The 18947-nt window shown below is 55.2% G+C and carries 16 protein-coding genes; 2 read left to right on the forward strand and 14 right to left on the reverse strand.

What is annotated here, in order from left to right:
* The first annotated feature begins 98 nt into the window (after positions 1–98).
* Together AC6I8A_RS17285 and bsmA are read left to right on the forward strand one after the other, a co-directional pair.
* Positions 99–2030 carry a methyl-accepting chemotaxis protein gene (locus AC6I8A_RS17285; protein ID WP_497818828.1) on the forward strand — a complete coding sequence of 644 codons (1932 nt, stop codon included), beginning with the start codon at positions 99–101 and terminating at the stop codon, positions 2028–2030.
* 54 nt (positions 2031–2084) lie between these two features.
* Positions 2085–2411 (forward strand): biofilm peroxide resistance protein BsmA, encoded by a 327-nt coding sequence (gene bsmA / locus AC6I8A_RS17290; RefSeq protein ID WP_497818829.1) that lies wholly within the window; start codon positions 2085–2087, stop codon positions 2409–2411.
* Here the strand turns inward: bsmA and AC6I8A_RS17295 are convergent.
* The 14 genes from AC6I8A_RS17295 to tsaE all read right to left on the reverse strand — a co-directional run bounded on the left by AC6I8A_RS17295 (position 2385) and on the right by tsaE (position 18944).
* A complete protein-coding gene (locus tag AC6I8A_RS17295) occupies positions 2385–4013 on the reverse strand; it encodes an isovaleryl-CoA dehydrogenase (RefSeq protein WP_497818830.1) in 1629 nt (542 codons plus the stop codon). The two genes, bsmA and AC6I8A_RS17295, sit on opposite strands and share 27 nt — an antisense overlap.
* An 83-nt stretch (positions 4014–4096) precedes the next feature.
* Positions 4097–4831 (reverse strand): 23S rRNA (guanosine(2251)-2'-O)-methyltransferase RlmB, encoded by a 735-nt coding sequence (rlmB, locus tag AC6I8A_RS17300; protein ID WP_007892019.1) that lies wholly within the window; start codon positions 4829–4831, stop codon positions 4097–4099.
* Positions 4832–4939: 108 nt separating this feature from the next.
* On the reverse strand, positions 4940–7390 hold the full coding sequence (gene rnr, locus AC6I8A_RS17305) for a ribonuclease R (RefSeq protein WP_497818831.1): 2451 nt from the start codon (positions 7388–7390) through the stop codon (positions 4940–4942).
* Between the two features lie 16 nt (positions 7391–7406).
* Positions 7407–7850 carry a nitric oxide-sensing transcriptional repressor NsrR gene (gene nsrR, locus AC6I8A_RS17310; RefSeq protein ID WP_256697585.1) on the reverse strand — a complete coding sequence of 148 codons (444 nt, stop codon included), beginning with the start codon at positions 7848–7850 and terminating at the stop codon, positions 7407–7409.
* Positions 7851–8040: 190 nt separating this feature from the next.
* Complete coding sequence (locus tag AC6I8A_RS17315) at positions 8041–9339, reverse strand: adenylosuccinate synthase (protein ID WP_256697586.1); 1299 nt, start codon at positions 9337–9339, stop codon at positions 8041–8043.
* Positions 9340–9520: 181 nt separating this feature from the next.
* Positions 9521–9718: a DUF2065 domain-containing protein gene (locus AC6I8A_RS17320; protein ID WP_008103612.1), complete on the reverse strand. Its 198-nt coding sequence runs from the start codon at positions 9716–9718 to the stop codon at positions 9521–9523.
* A gap of 56 nt (positions 9719–9774) precedes the next feature.
* Entirely contained in the window at positions 9775–10779 is a 1005-nt protein-coding gene (hflC, locus tag AC6I8A_RS17325; RefSeq protein ID WP_101762865.1) for a protease modulator HflC, read from the reverse strand.
* Between the two features lie 3 nt (positions 10780–10782).
* The gene (hflK, locus tag AC6I8A_RS17330; protein ID WP_008103614.1) at positions 10783–12018 is read right to left on the reverse strand and encodes an FtsH protease activity modulator HflK; all 1236 of its coding nucleotides are present in this window, start codon (positions 12016–12018) and stop codon (positions 10783–10785) included.
* A gap of 171 nt (positions 12019–12189) precedes the next feature.
* Positions 12190–13470 (reverse strand): ribosome rescue GTPase HflX, encoded by a 1281-nt coding sequence (gene hflX / locus AC6I8A_RS17335; protein WP_154154933.1) that lies wholly within the window; start codon positions 13468–13470, stop codon positions 12190–12192.
* A gap of 80 nt (positions 13471–13550) precedes the next feature.
* Positions 13551–13868 (reverse strand): RNA chaperone Hfq, encoded by a 318-nt coding sequence (gene hfq, locus AC6I8A_RS17340; RefSeq protein WP_008103618.1) that lies wholly within the window; start codon positions 13866–13868, stop codon positions 13551–13553.
* A gap of 110 nt (positions 13869–13978) precedes the next feature.
* Positions 13979–14920 (reverse strand): tRNA (adenosine(37)-N6)-dimethylallyltransferase MiaA, encoded by a 942-nt coding sequence (gene miaA / locus AC6I8A_RS17345; RefSeq protein ID WP_497818832.1) that lies wholly within the window; start codon positions 14918–14920, stop codon positions 13979–13981.
* Positions 14913–16766 (reverse strand): DNA mismatch repair endonuclease MutL, encoded by a 1854-nt coding sequence (mutL, locus tag AC6I8A_RS17350; protein ID WP_256697587.1) that lies wholly within the window; start codon positions 16764–16766, stop codon positions 14913–14915. Before mutL ends, miaA begins: the two co-directional genes overlap by 8 nt.
* Positions 16767–16809: 43 nt before the next feature.
* The gene (amiB, locus tag AC6I8A_RS17355) at positions 16810–18471 is read right to left on the reverse strand and encodes an N-acetylmuramoyl-L-alanine amidase AmiB (protein ID WP_256697589.1); all 1662 of its coding nucleotides are present in this window, start codon (positions 18469–18471) and stop codon (positions 16810–16812) included.
* The gene (tsaE, locus tag AC6I8A_RS17360; RefSeq protein ID WP_061723444.1) at positions 18468–18944 is read right to left on the reverse strand and encodes a tRNA (adenosine(37)-N6)-threonylcarbamoyltransferase complex ATPase subunit type 1 TsaE; all 477 of its coding nucleotides are present in this window, start codon (positions 18942–18944) and stop codon (positions 18468–18470) included. Before tsaE ends, amiB begins: the two co-directional genes overlap by 4 nt.
* Positions 18945–18947 lie beyond the last annotated feature (3 nt).

Raw genomic sequence — 18947 nt, forward strand, 5'->3', positions numbered from 1 at the left:
AGCCACTTCACATTAAGTTTGAATAATTTCAGCCCTAAACATTTAGCCCGTTTTGCCGTTGATCTTGTACCCCCTTCAATAATCTCAAAAGGTACTTTATGAAGCGTCTTTCTCTCAGCGCCATGGGTCTCGGAATCAAGCTGTCTGTATTGACGTCTTTGAGCGTGGCAATTGTGCTGTTTACGCTGACCTTAACCCTGAGCCATAACGCGGCACGTCAGCTGGAGCAGCTGGCAACCGATGATATGCAGAATCAGGTGCAAGGCATTAATGAAATGGCCACCATGTTCAACGCCACGCTGTCGGAAGAGGTGGCGAATTACACCAAACTGTTCCAAAGCTTCCTGCCAAAACGTTTTAGCCGTGATGACAGCGAACGTGTTCAGGTGGGCGAATTCAGCACGCCAACACTGCGAGCGGGATTGAAAACCCTCAACCTCGATCAAATCGCGGTGGATGATTTTCTCGATCGCACCGGTGCGGTTTCCACCATCTTCGTGCGTGATGGCGAGGATTACATTCGTATCGCCACCTCGCTGAAAAAAGAGGATGGCAGCCGCGCGGTGGGCACCAAACTGGATCGCAGCAGCGCGGCCTGGCGCAGCATCAACCAGGGCACGGTGTATCGCGGCCTGGCGACGCTGTTCGGCCATCGTTACATCACGCAGTATCAGCCGGTGCAGGATAGCAGCGGCACGGTAATCGCGATCCTGTTCGTCGGGGTGCAGATCGATGCGCAGTATGCGCTGATGCGCGACAAAGTGCTGGCGCGCCATCTTGGCGACAGCGGTACTTTTTCAGTCTTGAACGGTGCGCCGGGCAGCAGCCAGGGCCAATATCTGTTTGATCGTCACGCTGAAGGCAAACTGCCGCGCTGGGATAACGCCACGCAGCAGCAACTGCTTAGCCAGCCGAAGGGATTAGTGGCGGTTGAACTGGATGGCGAAACCAAACTGCTGGCGTGGCAGCAGCTGCCGGGCTGGAACTGGGTTATTGCCGGTGAAGTGAGCCGTGCCAGCCTGCTGGCACCAATCACGCACAGCCGTAACCTGTTTATGGCGATTGGGCTGGCGCTGGTGATCGTTTTTGCCATCGGCTTTATGTGGTACAGCCGCCGCGCCATCACGCGTCCACTGCAACAGGTGATTCATCTGGCAGAACAGTACGCCGCCGGTAATCTGCAGGCACATCTCGACTCTTCACGTCGTGATGAGATTGGTCAGTTGGTCAGCGCGATCAATGGCATTGGCGATGGGCTGGAGAAAGTCGTCAGTCAGGTGCGTTCGGCGGCGCGTGAAATCAGCAGCGGCACCGATACCATCGCCGCCAGCAGCTCCAGCATCAGCGAGCAGATTGGACGTCAGGCCAGCAGCGTGGAGGAAACCTCGGCCAGCATGGAGCAGTTTGGCGCGACTGTGGCACAAACTGCGGCCAATGTGCGTCAGGCGATGGCGCTGGTCGGTGAAGCGGCTAACACCGTGAATCACGGCGGCAGCACCGTGGCACGTTCGGTGGAAACCATGTCGGAGATTCGTGTGGCGTCGCAGAGCATCGCCGACATCACTCACGTGATTGAGTCAATTGCCTTCCAGACCAACATTCTGGCGCTCAATGCGGCGGTTGAAGCGGCGCGCGCTGGTGAACACGGTAAAGGCTTTGCGGTGGTGGCGGCGGAAGTGCGCGCGCTGGCACAGCGCAGTGCTACGGCAGCCAAAGAGATTGATGGCTTGATTGCCAGCTCAATCGATAAAGTGGCGGCCGGCCACACGCTATCCGAGCAGACACGCGATGCGATGAGCCATATCGTCAATCACATCGAGCAGGTTAAAACGCTGATGGGCGAGATCAATATTGCTGCGCAGGAACAGGCGGCGGGCATTGGTCAGGTGAATCTGGCGATGAATCACATCAGCCAGGCCACGCATCAAAGCAGCGATATGATTAACCAGTCAGAAACTACCGCCAATCATCTGAGTAAGAAAGGTCATCATCTGACGCAGCTGGTGAGCATTTTTCATCTGAAGGACTAAAAGCCACAGGAAGATGGCTTACACTTGAGCCATCTTCCTGCTTCAGGAGTTGCTATGCGTATTCTCTATTTGGCCTTAACACTGCTGCTCAGCGGCTGCGCCGCGTTCACCACCACGCCACAAGCTCCGCCACCACCTACGCAGCAAGCGCAGGAGATTTCACGCGCGCAAAGTTATGGTCTGCCAAAGCTCGGCAATATCACCGCCACCACACGCGGATCGCCGGATGATGCGCAGCGCGCTATTGCCGCTAAAGCCAATCAGGCAGGTGCGGTTTACTATCAAATTCTGATGCTGGATGAAACCACCATTCCCAGCTTCTGGTACGCCACCGCCATTCTGTATGGTGCGCCGTCAAGCGGCACTGCAGCGCAACAGTAAGCGCGCGCAGAGATCGTCGCTCAATGCACGCGTGCCGCGCAGATCGAGATGCTGCTGACACCAGCCATCGGCCAGCGGCGGCTCTGCCACTTTGAGCAGAATCGCGGCACTCGCCAGCTGCAGTAATTCGCGCGTGATCTCCCGCGCCTGCCCTTCGCGCGGGTTCGCGAGCTGCCAGCTTAACTGCCGCCAGCGGCGATCAAAATGACGATTACTGCCTTTCACCGCATCAAACTCATCGTGCAGCATGGTCATCACTTCGGCGTGACGACCGAGCACGCGCCGGACATCCAGGCACATCACATTGCCGGAGCCTTCCCAGATGCTATTGACCGGCATCTCACGATAAAGACGCGGCAACTCGCTCTCTTCGCAATAGCCCATGCCGCCCAGCACTTCCATTGCTTCTGCCACAAAGGGCATGCCCGCCTGACAGACCACGAATTTGGCGGCCGGTGTGAACAAACGTGCGTACAAGCGTTCATGTTCGCTGGCCGGTGTTGACCAGGCGCGCGCCAGCCGCAACAGCAAGGCGGTTTGCCCTTCCAGCTGCAGCGCCTGTTGCGCCAGCACCGCGCGCATCAGTGGTTGATCGATAAGGTTCTTGCCCATCACCTGACGCTGCTGCGCATGGTGTACGGCAATCGACAGCGCTCGGCGCATCTGTCCGTGGCTGCCTAGCGCGCAGTCGAAGCGCGTCATGCCGCCCATCTTGAGGATCAGCCGCACGCCATCGCCCTCTTCCCCCATCAGCCAACCGATCGCATCCTGAAACTCCACTTCTGCGCTGGCGTTGGAGCGATTGCCGAGCTTGTCTTTCAGTCGTTCAATGCGAATGGCGTTGCGCGAGCCATCCGGCAGCAAGCGGGGCAAGAAGAAGCAACTCAATCCTTGTGACGTTTGCGCCAGAATCAGATGCGCATCACTTTGCGGGACCGAGAAAAACCATTTGTGACCGGTGATGCGATACGCTTCGCCCGGCCCGCGCACGCCAAGCGGTTCGGCGCGAGTGGTGTTGCTCAACACATCGGTGCCGCCCTGTTTTTCCGTCATGCCCATGCCAATCAGCAGGCCGCGCTTCTTATTGCCCGGCAGATGATGCGCATCGTAACGATCGCTGAGCAGCGCTTCGCGCCAGTCAGCATAGGGTTCAGGCAAATGATTTTGCAGCAGCGGAATGGCGGCGTGCGTCATGGTCACCGGACAGAGCGAGCCCGCTTCCACCTGTGCATGCAGGATAAAACGGGCGGCACGCGCCACCATCGCCTGCGGCTGCACGTCGGGCTGCCAGCTGAGATTATTAAGCCGGCTGGCGCACAAGCCCTGCATCAGCAGATGCCAGGCGGGATGAAAACGCACTTCGTCGAGGCGTTCGCCGCGCGCGTTGTAGCGCAACAGTTCCGGCGCTTCGACGTTCGCTAAGCGGCCTAACTCAAGGGATTCGGCGCTGCCGAGTTGCAAGCCGACGGAAGCCAGCCATTCGCGATCCCAGCTGGCACCTTCGCGTGCAACGGCCTCGCACAGGGCGATATCACGCGTAAACAGGTTGCTGTTGCTGAGCGGATGGGGCTGGTTGAATACGGTGTGGGTTTGCCAGTTCATACAACGTCCTCCTCATACTCATTTTTCAAGTATGAAGAGGATGTGCAGTTATGCCTGGCCTGGAAAATTTTTTGCGGTGGGGATCACGCCTGACGCTGACGAACGGCTTCAAACAAGCAGACGCCGGTGGCAACCGACACGTTGAGTGACGAAACGCTGCCGGCCATTGGGATGCTAATCAGCTCATCGCAATGCTCACGCGTCAAACGACGCATACCTTCACCTTCCGCACCCATCACCAGCGCCATTGGGCCAGTCATTTTGCTTTGGTAAACGGTGTGATCGGCTTCGCCTGCGGTGCCAACGACCCAGACGTTGTATTCCTGCAGCAAGCGCAAGGTGCGCGCCAGGTTGGTGACGCGAATCAACGGTACGTTTTCTGCCGCGCCGCTGGCCACTTTCTTGGCGGTGGCATTCAACGGTGCTGCACGGTCTTTTGGCACGATGACCGCATGCACGCCAGCGGCATCCGCGCTACGCAGGCAAGCGCCGAGATTGTGCGGATCGGTAACGCCATCCAGCACCAGCAGGAACGGCTTCTCAAGGCTCTGCAGCAGATCCGGCAAATCACCTTCCTGATACTGCTTGCCTGGCTTCACGCGTGCCACGATGCCCTGATGCACGCCGCCTTCAACCTGACTATCAAGCCATTGACGGTTCGCCACCTGCACCGGGATTCCCTGAGCTTCCAGTGCGAGGATCAGCGGCTGCAGGCGACGATCTTCGCGGCCTTTAAGGATAAAGACTTCCTGAAAACGCTGAGGATCGCGCTCCAGCAGCGCCTGCACGCTATGAATACCAAAAATTATTTCACTCATTACTTTGCTCAAGGTTGGATTTAGATCGTTGAATACGGAGGTTCAGGTGCGCATTGATGCGCACCCTACAACGGTTTCGTCAGGTCGCCCTGCAAGGCGACCTAACTATCAGGCTTCGTCAGACTGCTTCTTCGACGCGCGCTTGGACTTGGTGGCGGCGGCGATTTTACGGGTTTTCTCGGAGACTTTTTTGCCTTTTTTCTCGCTTTTAGCCGGTTTCTCAGCAGCGGCAGGCTTTTTCTTCTCGCCACGGAACGCGGAATCAGGCTCGAAAGTGCCCTTCTTACCGGCATCACGACGACGTTTAGCTGGCGGTTTGCCGCCGCGTTTCTCACGCTCGCGCTCGGTTTTGCCTTCGCCGCGCGGTACACGCTTGCTGGAAATGAGCGCGAAGTCGATTTTACGCTCGTCCATATGTACCGCATCAACGCGCACTTCTACCGCATCGCCCAGACGATAAGTGCGACCGCCGGATTCGCCAATCAAACGCTGGCCTACCGCATCGAAGCGATAATAGTCATTATCCAGCGTCGAGACGTGCACCAAACCATCGATAAACAGATCGTTGAGACGTACGAAGAAACCAAAGCCAGTCACGCTGGAGATTACGCCGTTGAACACGGTGCCAACCTGATCCTGCATGAAGTCGCACTTCAGCCAGTCAGCAACATCGCGCGTGGCTTCATCAGCACGGCGCTCGGTCAGCGAACAGTGCTGGCCCAGCTGCAGCATTTGCTGCATGTCGTAGTGATAACCGCCGGTCGGCGTGGTGATGCCATCCACTTCGCCGCGCTCTTTTGCCAGCAGATATTTGATGGCGCGATGCAGCAGCAAATCCGGATAGCGGCGAATCGGCGAGGTGAAGTGCGCGTACGACGCCAGCGCCAGGCCGAAGTGACCCCGGTTTTCAGGATCGTAAACCGCCTGTTTCATCGAACGCAGCAGCATGGTTTGCAGCATTTCTGCGTCTGGGCGATCGGCCACTTGCTTCAGCAAGGCGGCATAATCGGTCGGGTGTGGCTTAGTGCCACCCGGCAGGCTTAAGCCCAGCTCGTTCAGTACGGTACGGAAGCTTTTGATGCTGTCTTCGCTTGGACGATCGTGATCGCGGAACAGCGCAGGCTCTTCATTTTTCTCAACAAAACGCGCCGAGGCGATGTTGGCGAGAATCATACATTCTTCAATCAGCTTATGCGCATCATTGCGTGAGGTGCGCTCAACGCGCTCAATGCGACGCTCGGCGTTGAAGATGAACTTGGGTTCATCGGTCTCAAACGAAATGCCGCCACGCTGCTCACGCGCGGTTTCCAGCACCTGATACATGTTGTGCAACTCGTGCAGATGAGGAACCTGCGCCGCGTATTGTTCGCGCAGATCGGCATCACCTTGCAGAATGTTCCACACTTTATTGTAGGTCAGTCGCGCATGGGAGTTCATCACCGCTTCATAGTGTTTGAAACCGGTGAGTTTGCCACTTGAGGAGATGGTCATCTCGCACACCATGCACAAACGATCAACCTGCGGATTCAGGGAGCACAAGCCGTTGGAGAGAATCTCCGGCAGCATCGGGATAACCTGCGACGGGAAATAGACCGAGGTGCCGCGCTGATGTGCTTCATCATCCAGCGGCGTGCCCGGACGCACGTAATAGCTGACGTCGGCAATTGCCACCCACAAACGCCAGCCGCCGCCGCGCTTTTTCTCGCAGAAAACAGCATCATCAAAGTCACGCGCATCTTCACCATCAATGGTGACCAGCGGCAACTTACGTAAATCAACACGTCCCAGCTTCGCTTCTTCCGGTACTTCTTCTTTCAGCTTAGCGATCTGCTTCTCAACTTCTTCCGGCCATGTGTGCGGGATTTCATGGGTGCGCACCGCCATATCGACCGCAAGGCTGGTGCCCATATCGTCACCCAGCAGCTCGGTCACTTTGCCGATCGCTTTGGTGCGACGCGTCGCACGTTGGGTGATTTCAACCACCACCACTGAACCCATACGCGCGTTAAGCGTTTCTTCTTGCGGGATCAGGATATCAAAGCTCAGGCGGCTGTCGTCTGGCACCACAAATCCGGTGCCCGCATCGGTGAAGTAGCGACCAACGATCTGGCTGTTACGCGGTTCAAGCACACGTACCACGCGCGCTTCGCGACGACCTTTACGATCGGCGCTGCCCGGCTGCGCCAGAATTACATCGCCGTGCAGGCAGAATTTCATCTGTTCAGCAGAGAGATAGAAATCATCTTTCTGGCCTTCCACGCGCAGGAAGCCGTAGCCATCGCGATGACCAATCACTTTACCGCGCAGGAGATCAAGACGTTCTGGCAGGGCGTAACATTGACGACGCGTAAACACCAGCTGACCATCGCGCTCCATAGCGCGCAGACGACGACGCAGCGCTTCCAGCTGCTCTTCACTGGTGATATTCAATTCCTGCGCGATGTCATCGCGGCTGGTCGGTTTTTCGCGTTTTTCCAGCAGTGCGAGAATAAATTCGCGGCTTGGAATTGGGTTTTCGTATTTTTCAGCTTCTCTATCCTGAAAAGGATCTTTTGACATTACGGTTCCTCCGATGTCATTTAATTTGGATTGCCACCGGCGGTTCGGACAATAAAAGTTGGTACAGCGAATCGTTATCTTTGACCAAATCGGCCAGCGTATACTTGTCCAGTTCCTTGAGGAATAGCTGGACCGCATCGTGCAATGCTTTACGCAAACGACAGGCCGGCGTGATCACACACTCGTCGCAGTTCACGAGCTGCAACGGCTCCATTCTTCGCACCACATCGCCAATGACGATTTTTTCCGGGTCCATGCCTAAACGAATTCCGCCGTTTTTACCGCGTGTTGCGGCGACAAAGCCAGCCCGGCTCAGTTGGTTGATGATTTTAACCATATGGTTACGCGACACCCCGTAGGTATCGGTGACTTCGGTAATGTTGGTCTGCTTACCTGCCGGTAACGTCGCCATGTAAATCAGGGCACGCAGACCATAATCGGTGAAACTTGTTAGCTGCACATATACCTCAGTGAATCATCGAACGTTATGGTTATGCGCCGGTCGGCGTGATGTTTAAATATGATGATAAACCAGAGCGTGGTGGCCGGTGCGTTTTTTCTGGCAAGTATCGATATCTGCAAGAAAAAATAGAGTGAGTGGAGTCAAAGATTAGAAATACAAAGGCCGGACAGAGTCCGGCCTGAGGAGATTATGCGTCGAACGGGTCGCGCAGAATCATGGTCTCACTGCGGTCTGGGCCGGTAGAAATAATATCAATCGGCACACCGGTCACTTCTTCTACACGTTTGATGTAGTCACGTGCAGCTTGCGGCAGACCTTCCAGCGTCTTAACGCCGAATGTGGTCTCGCTCCAGCCTGGCAGGGTTTCGTAAATCGGCTCAATGCCTTCCCAGCCTTCAGCCGCCAGCGGCGTGGTGGTCATTTCGCGGCCATCAGGCATACGATAAGCCACACAGATTTTCACTTCTTTCAGGCCATCCAGCACGTCCAGCTTGGTCATGCAGAAACCTGACAGCGAGTTGATCTGTACAGCACGGCGAACGGCAACTGCATCCAGCCAGCCGGTACGACGACGACGACCAGTGGTCGCGCCGAACTCGTTGCCTTGTGCACATAGGAACTCGCCGGTTTCGTCGAACAGTTCGGTCGGGAATGGACCTGCACCAACGCGCGTTGAGTAGGCTTTCACGATACCCAGCACGTAATCAACATAGCGTGGACCAATACCTGAACCCGTCGCTACGCCACCTGCGGTGGTGTTCGATGAGGTCACGTACGGATAGGTACCGTGATCGATATCCAGCAGCGTACCCTGTGCACCTTCGAACATGATCAGGTCGCCACGCTTACGCGCCCCGTCCAGCAGATCAGAGACGTCAACCACCATGCTGGTAATGATATCGGCAACCGCCAGCGTATCACTCAGCACTTTTTCGTAGTCAACAGCATCAGTTTTGTAATAGTTAACCAGCTGGAAGTTGTAGAAATCGACGATCTCTTTCAGCTTCACCGCAAAGGTTTCTTTGTTGAAGAGATCGCTCACGCGCAGACCGCGACGTGCCACTTTATCTTCATAGGCAGGACCGATACCGCGACCGGTGGTGCCGATAGCTTTGGCGCCACGCGCTTTCTCGCGCGCCACATCCATTGCTACGTGGTATTGCAGAATCAATGGGCAGGCTTCAGAGATCAGCAGACGTTCACGTACCGGCACACCGCGCTCTTCCAGACCTTTCATCTCTTTCATCAGCGCTTCAGGCGACAGTACAACGCCGTTACCAATGATGCTGGTGACGTTTTCACGCAGGATGCCAGATGGAATTAAGTGGAGGACGGTTTTTTCACCGTTGATGACAAGTGTGTGGCCTGCATTATGGCCACCTTGGTAACGCACGACGTAATTCGCGCGCTCTGTCAGAAGGTCTACGATCTTACCTTTACCTTCGTCACCCCATTGGGTGCCCAGTACGACGACGTTCTTACCCATTTTTTCAAAATCACCGATTGCTTAAAAATGGATTCTACCACCTGACTTTTACTCTTTCAGCACTTTTAGCATACGATTGCGCTGTTTTTTGCCTGAGTTTTGCTCAGCTCACAACATGTTGGGGGAACAGCGGCCAACAGACACAATTGAGTCGCGCGGCATCACAAAAAATTTACGCTGATTAACGCGCGTGCATACTGATCATCGCGTAAATCACCACGCCGGCCACCACTAAACCGCCACCAAAACGGTGCAAGAGACGATCGGGTAACTGCGTCATCGCCAGAATCATGCGTCGCCAGGCGCGTGGCATAAACATCGGTCCAAGTCCTTCCAGCACCAAAACCAAAGCCAGCGCCATCCAGATGGTTGAATTCATGATTTTTCCCAAAAAAAAGGCCGACAGCATTGTCGGCCTGGACTTTATATCAGTTCTTAACGCGTGGCGTTAGAGGGCGCTTTCATATAGCGGAAGAAATCGCTATCCGGGCTCAGCACCAACACATCCTGATTGTCTGAGAAGCTGTTCTCATAGGCACGCAGGCTGCGGATAAAGGCATAGAAATCCGGATCCTGGCTGAAGGCATCAGCAAACAGTTTTGCCGCTTCACCATCACCTTCACCACGAGAAATCAGCGCTTCACGCTGTGCTTCTGCCAGCGTACGTGTGACCTGATAATCGGCCTGCGCACGCAGTTTCTCTGCCTCTTCCTGACCTTGTGAACGCTGACTACGCGCTACCGCTTCACGCTCGGCGCGCATACGGTTGTAGATCGCGTCAGAAACTTCAGTCGGCAGGTTGATCTGCTTGATGCGCACGTCGACAACTTCAATACCCAACGCAGCCATACTGTTCGGGTTTGGAGCAGGCTCGCTGCTGTTGGTTTCACGTTCTACACGTGCTGCCGCACTCGCAATTGCGTCATCCGCAGCGGGCGTCTGAACGTCATCATCGTTGCCAGCGCTGCCGGTGTTCAGGGCGTCACGCACGTCGGTGGTTAAACGGCCACGCGAATCAGTCACGATGTCTTTCACATCCAGACGACCCATTTCAGAACGCAGACGGTCACTGAACTTACGTTTCAGCAGCACTTCCGCCTGAGAAACGTCGCCACCACCGGTTGCCAGGTAGTAACGGCTGAAGTCACTGATACGCCATTTGATGTAAGAATCAACGATCAGGTCTTTCTTCTCTTTGGTAACAAAGCGGTCAGCCTGGTTATCCATGGTTTGAATGCGCGCATCCAGTGATTTCATGGTTTCGATAAACGGAATTTTGAAATGCAGACCCGGTGCATACACCAACGGTTTGTTTTCGTCATCACGCAGAACCTTACCAAAGCGCAGCACGATGCCGCGTTGGCCTTCCTGCACCACGAACAGTGACGCGTAAAGCACCACCAGCACTACAATAATTACGGCGATGATTGGCTTACGCATCGATTACTCCCTCCCCTGGCGCTGGGTATCGTTGCGCAGCGCATTGGCGCGACGCTGATCCATGATGCTGTCTGGACTGTAAGATGAAGTATCTCCCCGATTCGCATTGCTATCGGACGAGGAAGGAGACTTCATTAAATTCGTCATTTTCTGACCGCCCTGGCCAGATGCCTGGCCACCGCGCATCAGTTGATCCAGTGGCAGAACTGTCAAATTGTTACCACGATCGCTGATCAACACCTTGCGGGTATGACTCAGCACACGTTCCATGGTTTCAATGTAGAGACGCTCTTTCGTGATTTCTGGTGCAGCTTTATATTCCGGCAGCAAGCGGGCAAAACGTGCCACTTCACCCTGCGCTTCTAACACCGTACGCTCTTTGTAAGCACGACCCTCTTCGAGGATACGTTGCGCCTGACCATTAGCACGCGGCTGAACTTCATTCGAATAAGCTTCAGCTTCACGCACGTACTGTTCACGGTTTTCACGCGCGGCAATCGCATCATCAAACGCGGCTTTAACCTCTTCCGGTGGACGCGCCGCCTGGAAGTTTACGTCCAGCAGGGTAATACCCATGTTGTAAGGACGGATGGTCTCGTCGAGCTCACGCTGAGTTTCGCTACGTACCACGGTACGGCCTTCCGTCAGGATGCGGTCCATGGTTGAGCGGCCAATAACGCCACGCAAGGCGCTGTCGGTGGCCTGACGCAGGCTGTCGTCGGCGCTGGTCACGGCATACAGATAGCGCTCAGGATCGGTCACGCGGTACTGTACGTTCATCTCAACGCGCACCACGTTCTCATCCGACGTCAACATCACGCCAGATGCGGCCAGTTCACGTACGGCTTCTACGTTTACGGCGCGAACCTGATCGACGAAAGTCGGTTTCCAGTTGAGGCCTGGCTCAACCAGATGGCTAAATTTGCCAAAGCGTGTGACGACGCCACGTTCAGCTTCTTTAATGGTGTAGAAACCGCTAGCCGCCCAGATAACGACAGCCGCTACGGCAACGATGCCAACTATTTTGCCACCGCTACCGCCGCTGCGTTGGCCATTGTCATTCTGTTTGCCACCGCCCAGTCCGCCGAGTTTTTTACTCAGCTTTCGGAAGATATCATCCAGATCAGGTGGTCCCTGATCGCGACCTCCTTTATTTCCCCCAGAGTTGCCGCCTTGATTATTGCTGCTTCCCCACGGGTCGCGGTCCTGTCCGTTATTTCCGGGCTGATTCCACGCCATGTTTCTACTCCATTTATTGTATTTACGGCTTACCCTTCATCTTTCAGATTGTAGCGGCGTTGGCTGCTTTCACTCATCCCGGTCACTTACTGATGTAAGCTCCCGGGAATTCGTTCAATTGCCGCCTTGCTACAACCTGAAATCTTTTGGGTAAGATCGGTTAGGCAACGGTCAAACAATATAACTGGCTAGCGACGGCTCTTGTTTACACAGACGACGCCAATCAACGATCGGCATACGCACGTGCAAACTCACACAGCCATCATCTTCATTCCATTCTTTTTCTATAGCATGCAACTGATAAAAACGACTGCGTAAACGGCCCGCTTCCGGCGGCAGACGTAAATCGTACTGCGCAATTTCACCGGCCAAACGCTCAGAAAGCGCCTGCCACAGTAACGGCAGACCCACGCCGCTCTGTGCAGATAACCAAACGCGAATCGGTTGGTTCTCTTCGTTGCGATCGATACGTGGCTCAAAGTCCTCCAGCATATCGATTTTGTTCATGACCATCAGGGCTGGAATTTCATCGGATTCTATTTCTACCAGCACTTCATTCACGGCTTCGATGTTGTCATTGATACGTAAATCAGCCGCATCAACCACATGGAGCAGCAGCGCGGCCTGACGCGTTTCCTGCAGCGTAGCTTTAAACGCAGCCACTAAGTCATGTGGCAAATGACGAATAAATCCAACGGTATCCGCTAAAACCACTTCACCAACATCTGCAACATTCAGGCGACGTAAAGTCGGGTCAAGCGTCGCAAACAGTTGATCTGCCACATAAACATCAGCGGAGGTTATCGCATTAAACAGGGTAGATTTGCCTGCGTTGGTGTAGCCCACCAAAGAAACGGTTGGCACGTCAGCTTTAGCACGTGATTGGCGGCCCTGATCGCGCTGTTTCTCAACACGCTCAAGACGGGAAAGGATCAGGCTAATTCGATTGCGGAGTAAACGACGATCCGTTTCCAACTGGGTTTCACCCGGACCACGTAAACCGATACCGCCTTTTTGGCGTTCAAGATGCGTCCATCCACGCACTAAACGTGTTGCCATATGGCGTAACTGTGCCAGCTCGACCTGTAATTTACCCTCATGGGTACGGGCGCGCTGAGCGAAAATATCAAGAATTAGGCCGGTGCGGTCGACAACACGACATTCACACACACGCTCTAAATTACGTTCCTGAGCAGGCGTTAAGGCATGATCGAATAAAACGACCGATGCTCCACTCGCTTTCACCGCATCGGCAATTTCAACTGCCTTTCCTTCACCGACAAAATATTTGGGATGTGGCGCTTTACGGCTGCCCGTAATGACTTGCAGCGCTTCAACGCCCGCAGAAGAGACAAGAGTTTCAAACTCCTGCAAATCTTCCAGCTCTTTGTCTTGGGAGAACCAGATGTGTACCAGTACGGCCTGCTCACCGGCTTCATAACGGTCAAACAAGCTATAACCTCGCTAAAATAAAATAACCAGGACAGGAAAACGTGCTCGTTCTCCAGCCCTGGCTTTACGGCAGCGCAAAATTATTCTGCGTTATCGCCGTCTTGTTGTGGCTGCGACTGAGCGCCTTGATTGCTTCCGCTGTGATGATAGTTGCTGCTACCACCGCTGCCGCCCGCGTTATTGCTATGGTGCGACACTGGACGAGAAGGAACCACTGTAGAGATGGCGTGCTTATACACCATCTGGCTGACCGTGTTTTTTAACAGAATGACGAACTGATCAAAGGATTCAATTTGCCCTTGCAGCTTAATACCATTCACCAAATAGATCGAAACCGGTACACGTTCACGACGCAATGCGTTCAAAAACGGGTCTTGTAAAGATTGCCCCTTAGCCATTCTATCTTTTCCTTATATGCTTGTTGTTTGTTGCTTTAAGAACCGTGGTTCAGAAAAACTGCGTAAAAATTTGCGCACGATAACCAATCAATTGTACACAATCATCCCTGCTACGCACTAACTACCTTAAGCACCGCATTACGCGCTAACTCTGGCTCATCACTGTTTAACCAGTGTACTTCAGGCCAGCCACGTAACCAGGTCATCTGGCGTTTAGCGAGCTGCCGAGTGGCGCAAATTCCCCGATAAACCATTTCGTCGTAATCGATTTCGCCTGATAAATAAGACCACATCTGGCGATAACCTACACAACGAATGGAAGGCATGTCCGTATGCAAATCACCTCGCCCAAACAGTGCACGAGCCTCCGCTTCAAATCCTGACGCTAGCATCTGGTCGTAACGCAACGCAATGCGTTGATGTATCAGTTCGCGACTCGCAGGGGCGATTGCAAACTGGTACACGTCGTAGGGTAACGCTTCGCCGGAGGTTTTTGTCAGTTCCGTTAAAGTTTTACCCGAAATAAAAAAAACTTCCAGTGCTCGCGAAAGTCTCTGCGGATCATTCGGATGAATACGACTACCGGCGACCGGATCGATTTCGCACAGCTGACGGTGCAGGGCTTCCCACCCTTTCTCCGCCGCCATTTGCTCTATTCGCTGACGCACCTCGGGATCGGCCGAGGGCAACGGCGACAATCCTTCAAGCAACGCCTTGAAGTAGAGCATGGTTCCACCAACAAGCAACGGAATCTTCCCCTTACGGGTGATCTCCGCCATTTCTGCCAACGCATCGCGACGAAATTCAGCGGCGGAATAGGCCTCCGCCGGATCGCGAATGTCCAGCAAACGATGGGGCGCCAGTGCTAACTCTTCTGCCGACGGTTTCGCCGTGCCAATATCCATCCCGCGATAGATTAAGGCAGAGTCAACGCTAATAAGTTCCACCGGAAGTTGCTGACGCAGCGAAATCGCTAATGCCGTCTTACCGGAGGCGGTAGGCCCCATCAAAAAAATTGCCTTTGGCCGGCTAGCCTGGTTTAGTTCACTCATGCTTCAACGCGTTCAGCGCGCTCTCAATCTCAATGGTCTGTAACAGACCTGAAGGCGGCGACTTCAGCAGTTGCGGGCAGAGCCTTTCCAGCTCTGCCAGCAGTGCAATCGCCTGCGAGTGATTCCAGTGAGCGTCTTCTGCATCATCGCGACGCGCCAGCCATTGGGCCAACGTGGATGCAGAAACCTCTTGCTGCCGGGCCAGGTAGCCTAACAGTTCTGGAATCAAGATTTGTAAATTTTGTGTTCGTAACGGTAAAGGCACCGCACGTAGCGTCACGTGCTGCCCTTCTCTTTGTAAATCAATGCCCATCTGGCTTAGCAGCGCGGCGTGCTCGGCGATAGCGGCCAGCTCCGGCGCGGCAATTTTCAGGCGTACCGGGATCAGCAATGGCTGCGGTTTTAAGCCCTCATCGCCTGGTTGCAGCTGGGCCTGTTTTAACCAGCGTGCCGCCACGGCCAGCGATAACAATTGCAGCGCACTCCCCCGTTCCAGCAGCGCATAACGATCCTGTAAAACGCTTAACACGCGGCCAAAACTTTGCGCGTGGGCGGCCAGCGGTGCTTCACGCGTTTCCGCCTGACGCACCGGAGCCGCCGCAGGAACTGGCGCAGCGCACGGCGTTTCTACCACCGGCGTTTTCATCAACTGCTTATACGCATTGCCTTCACGCGCACTGTAAACCGGCTCTTTATTCTGCCAGTTTGCACCCGCCGCCGCAGAAGTGCCGCCGCTGCGTGGCGTGTTGCTGGGCTGGGCAAAGTGGTTCGCACCTGCCGCCTGGCGGTTTTCTGGCTGCCACTTCGGTGCCGGCTCTTCGGCGTGGGCGATGGGCAATTCCGGCGCGCGGCTGGCTTGCAGCGCACTCATCACGCCTTGCCAGATAAAATCATGTACCAGACGCGACTGATGGAAACGCACCTCATGCTTAGCCGGATGGACGTTGACATCTACCTGATGCGGATCGATCTCCAGATAGAGCACGTAAGCCGGTTGCTGATCATCACCCAGCTGCGTTTGATACGCCTGACGAATCGCGTGATTGATCAGTTTGTCGCGCATCATGCGTCCGTTGACGTAGCAATATTGCAGGTCGGTAACCTGGCGCGAGCCGTTAGGATCGGCGACCCAACCGCGCAGCGCTAAATCGTCGTGCTGCCACTCAATGCGTAAAGCGTGCTGCATAAACGTGGTGCCGCAAATGGCACCTAAACGCCGCTCCCGCTGCGTATTTTCACTGACCGCGCGATACTGGCGCATCAACTTACCGTTGTGGCTAAGCGAGATGGCGACGTCAAAGCGTGCCAGCGCAATGCGACGAATCACCTCATCGATGTGGGTAAATTCGGTCTTTTCGGTGCGCATGAATTTGCGGCGTGCGGGCGTGTTGTAGAACAGGTCGAGCACTTCCAGCGATGTACCCACCGGATGCGCAGCCGGTTTCACCGTCACATCCATATCGCGCCCTTCCGCGTAGGCTTGCCAGGCTTCGCTTTGATTGGCGGTGCGTGAAGTCAGCGTTAAACGAGAAACAGAACTGATACTGGCAAGCGCTTCGCCACGAAAACCGAGGCTCATGATCGCCTCAAGGTCATCGAGCGAGGCTATTTTGCTGGTCGCATGCCGCGCCAGCGCCATCGCCAGTTCGTCTTTGGCGATGCCGCAGCCGTTGTCGCGAATGCGGATGAGCTTCGCGCCACCTTTCTCGATATCGACATCAATGCGCGTGGCACCGGCATCCAGGCTGTTTTCCACCAGCTCTTTTACGACCGACGCCGGACGCTCAACCACTTCGCCTGCGGCAATCTGGTTCGCCAGCTGCGGCGGTAAAATCTGTATTGGCATGGTGGTGATCCTTCTGGCTGGTTGGCTCACGAGGAGCCAACAATCAGGATTGCGGAATTTTTAAGTTTTGCCCCAACATCACATTGCTCGACTTCATATTATTCGCCTGCATGATGGCTTTCGAGCTCACGCCATAGCGCGCGGCAATGGCCGTCAGCGAATCGCCGCGCACCACTTTATGCCGGGTTGGACGACTCGCCGCCGCCACGCTAACGCTGGATTTCGCGGGCACCTTCAGGCGCTGTCCTACCCAAACCACATCGCGCTTCAGGCTATTCATCTCACGTAACGTTGCCATGCTCACGCCATATTTTGCCGCGATGCCGGACAGCGTCTCGCCACGCGTCACGGTATGACGCTGCGTCGCGCCGGTATATTGCACCGTGCCGGTCGCCGGGTTGCTGGCGACACTAACCGCTGGTGCGCTGTCCAGCGGCCGGTTTTCCTCCTTTGGGATCGATTGCAGCGGATGCGTAAGGAAATAATTGCGCAGGCCTTTATAAATCGACTGAGCAATCTTCTCCTGATACGCGCTGCTGCCAAGCAGCCGCTCCTCCGCGGCATTACTAATAAAGCCGGTTTCGACCAGTAAAGAAGGAATATCCGGGGAACGTAAAACGCCAAGGCTGGCATGTTCCGGCAGACGTTTATGCAGCGGCGTGATACCGCGCAGTTGCTGCAGGACTTTGACGGCGACGTCATAACCTACACGCTGTGAATGACCAAACTGCAAATCCAGCACCGCCTGGCTGAGATAGGGATCGGCCTGACTGTTCGCCAGCAGATCGCCTGCGCCGCCCAGCAGCTCAGATTGTTTCTCTTTCTGTTCCAGCCAGTTCGCCATTTCGTTATTGGCGCGGCGGTTAGACAGCACCCAAACCGATGCGCCGGTGGCCGAATGATTCGGTGCGGCGTCGGCGTGAATGGATACCAGCAGATTCGCGTTCTCTTTACGCGCCACTTCGGAACGGCCCATCACCGAGATGAAATAGTCGCCGTTACGCGTCAGCACCGGTTTGAACATCGGATCCTGATCCATCAGCGCTTTCAGTTTACGCGCAATCGAGATGGTGACATTTTTCTCGTGCAAACCGTGCTGACCTGATGCACCGGGATCCTGGCCGCCGTGTCCGGCATCAATCGCCACAATCACCACATCGTTGCGGCTGACCGAGTTGCCGGGACGCACGGTAGTATTGCTGCTGGTTACCGCAGTCACCTGATTGGCGTTGAACGGATTGCCCTGGCTGCTGCTTTGCGGCTGGCTTTCACGCGCGGTGGTGACAGGTGCGGCAACGGCCGGACGCTTCGCTGGCTGCGTCCCACGAATGGTGAACACCACGCGATAATTACTGCCATCGCGCTGGGTGCTGGCGCGCGTCTGTGCGGCCTGCGTCAGTTCGAACACTAAACGCAGGCTTTGCTTATCCTTTGGCTGGCTATGGCGAATGCGCTGCACAATATTTTCGCCGCTAAAATTCAGCGGCAAACCTTTAATCGCGCCGCTTTGACGAATATCCAGCACCACACGATTGGGATTATGCAGCGGGAAAAAGCCATACACCGGCTGACCGTTAAAGCTCAGCGTGACGGTGGCCTGGCTATCGCCATTTTCAACTTTGATATCTGATAACGTGGCAGACAACGCCGAGGCAGAAAACAGGCACAGCAAGCCCAGTACAATGATTCTCATCCGTGACATCATGCCGGATCCCTGCCTTGCTGGAATTGGGTTAACAGCGCTTCACCCGTGGCGGAAACCGCGCTAATTTCGGCTTCACGCGCTGCATCAACATAGCGCAACGTCAGCGCTAAATCGGGCTCAGGCAGCACGCCGGTGCCCTGCTGCGGCCACTCCACCAGACAAAGCGCATCGCCGGTGAAATAGTCGCGGATGCCCATGAACTCTAGCTCTTCGGGATCGGCAAGACGATAGAGATCGAAATGGTACAACGTGCGAGAGCCGAGCTCGTAGGGCTCGACCAGCGTATAAGTTGGGCTTTTTACATTGCCTTGATGGCCGAGCGCCTGCAGAAAACCACGGCTAAAGGTGGTCTTACCGGCACCCAAATCGCCATAAAGATAGATCACCAGCGCGCTGTTGCAGACGCGCGCCAATTGCGCACCCAGATTCAGGGTTGCCGCCTCATCGGGCAAAGGGATAACACAGGTCTTCATGCT

It is taken from the genome of Pantoea sp. X-Soil-ISGK-275, from assembly GCF_059730795.1.

What these genes read in the sequence shown, in the direction of transcription:
- AC6I8A_RS17285 (WP_497818828.1), top strand. Translation starts at nt 99, where the DNA reads ATGAAGCGTCTTTCTCTCAGCGCCATGGGTCTCGGAATCAAGCTGTCT.
- bsmA (WP_497818829.1), top strand. Translation starts at nt 2,085, where the DNA reads ATGCGTATTCTCTATTTGGCCTTAACACTGCTGCTCAGCGGCTGCGCC.
- AC6I8A_RS17295 (WP_497818830.1), bottom strand. Translation starts at nt 4,013, where the DNA reads ATGAACTGGCAAACCCACACCGTATTCAACCAGCCCCATCCGCTCAGC.
- rlmB (WP_007892019.1), bottom strand. Translation starts at nt 4,831, where the DNA reads ATGAGTGAAATAATTTTTGGTATTCATAGCGTGCAGGCGCTGCTGGAG.
- rnr (WP_497818831.1), bottom strand. Translation starts at nt 7,390, where the DNA reads ATGTCAAAAGATCCTTTTCAGGATAGAGAAGCTGAAAAATACGAAAAC.
- AC6I8A_RS17315 (WP_256697586.1), bottom strand. Translation starts at nt 9,339, where the DNA reads ATGGGTAAGAACGTCGTCGTACTGGGCACCCAATGGGGTGACGAAGGT.
- AC6I8A_RS17320 (WP_008103612.1), bottom strand. Translation starts at nt 9,718, where the DNA reads ATGAATTCAACCATCTGGATGGCGCTGGCTTTGGTTTTGGTGCTGGAA.
- hflC (WP_101762865.1), bottom strand. Translation starts at nt 10,779, where the DNA reads ATGCGTAAGCCAATCATCGCCGTAATTATTGTAGTGCTGGTGGTGCTT.
- hflK (WP_008103614.1), bottom strand. Translation starts at nt 12,018, where the DNA reads ATGGCGTGGAATCAGCCCGGAAATAACGGACAGGACCGCGACCCGTGG.
- hfq (WP_008103618.1), bottom strand. Translation starts at nt 13,868, where the DNA reads ATGGCTAAGGGGCAATCTTTACAAGACCCGTTTTTGAACGCATTGCGT.
- miaA (WP_497818832.1), bottom strand. Translation starts at nt 14,920, where the DNA reads ATGAGTGAACTAAACCAGGCTAGCCGGCCAAAGGCAATTTTTTTGATG.
- mutL (WP_256697587.1), bottom strand. Translation starts at nt 16,766, where the DNA reads ATGCCAATACAGATTTTACCGCCGCAGCTGGCGAACCAGATTGCCGCA.
- amiB (WP_256697589.1), bottom strand. Translation starts at nt 18,471, where the DNA reads ATGATGTCACGGATGAGAATCATTGTACTGGGCTTGCTGTGCCTGTTT.
- tsaE (WP_061723444.1), bottom strand. Translation starts at nt 18,944, where the DNA reads ATGAAGACCTGTGTTATCCCTTTGCCCGATGAGGCGGCAACCCTGAAT.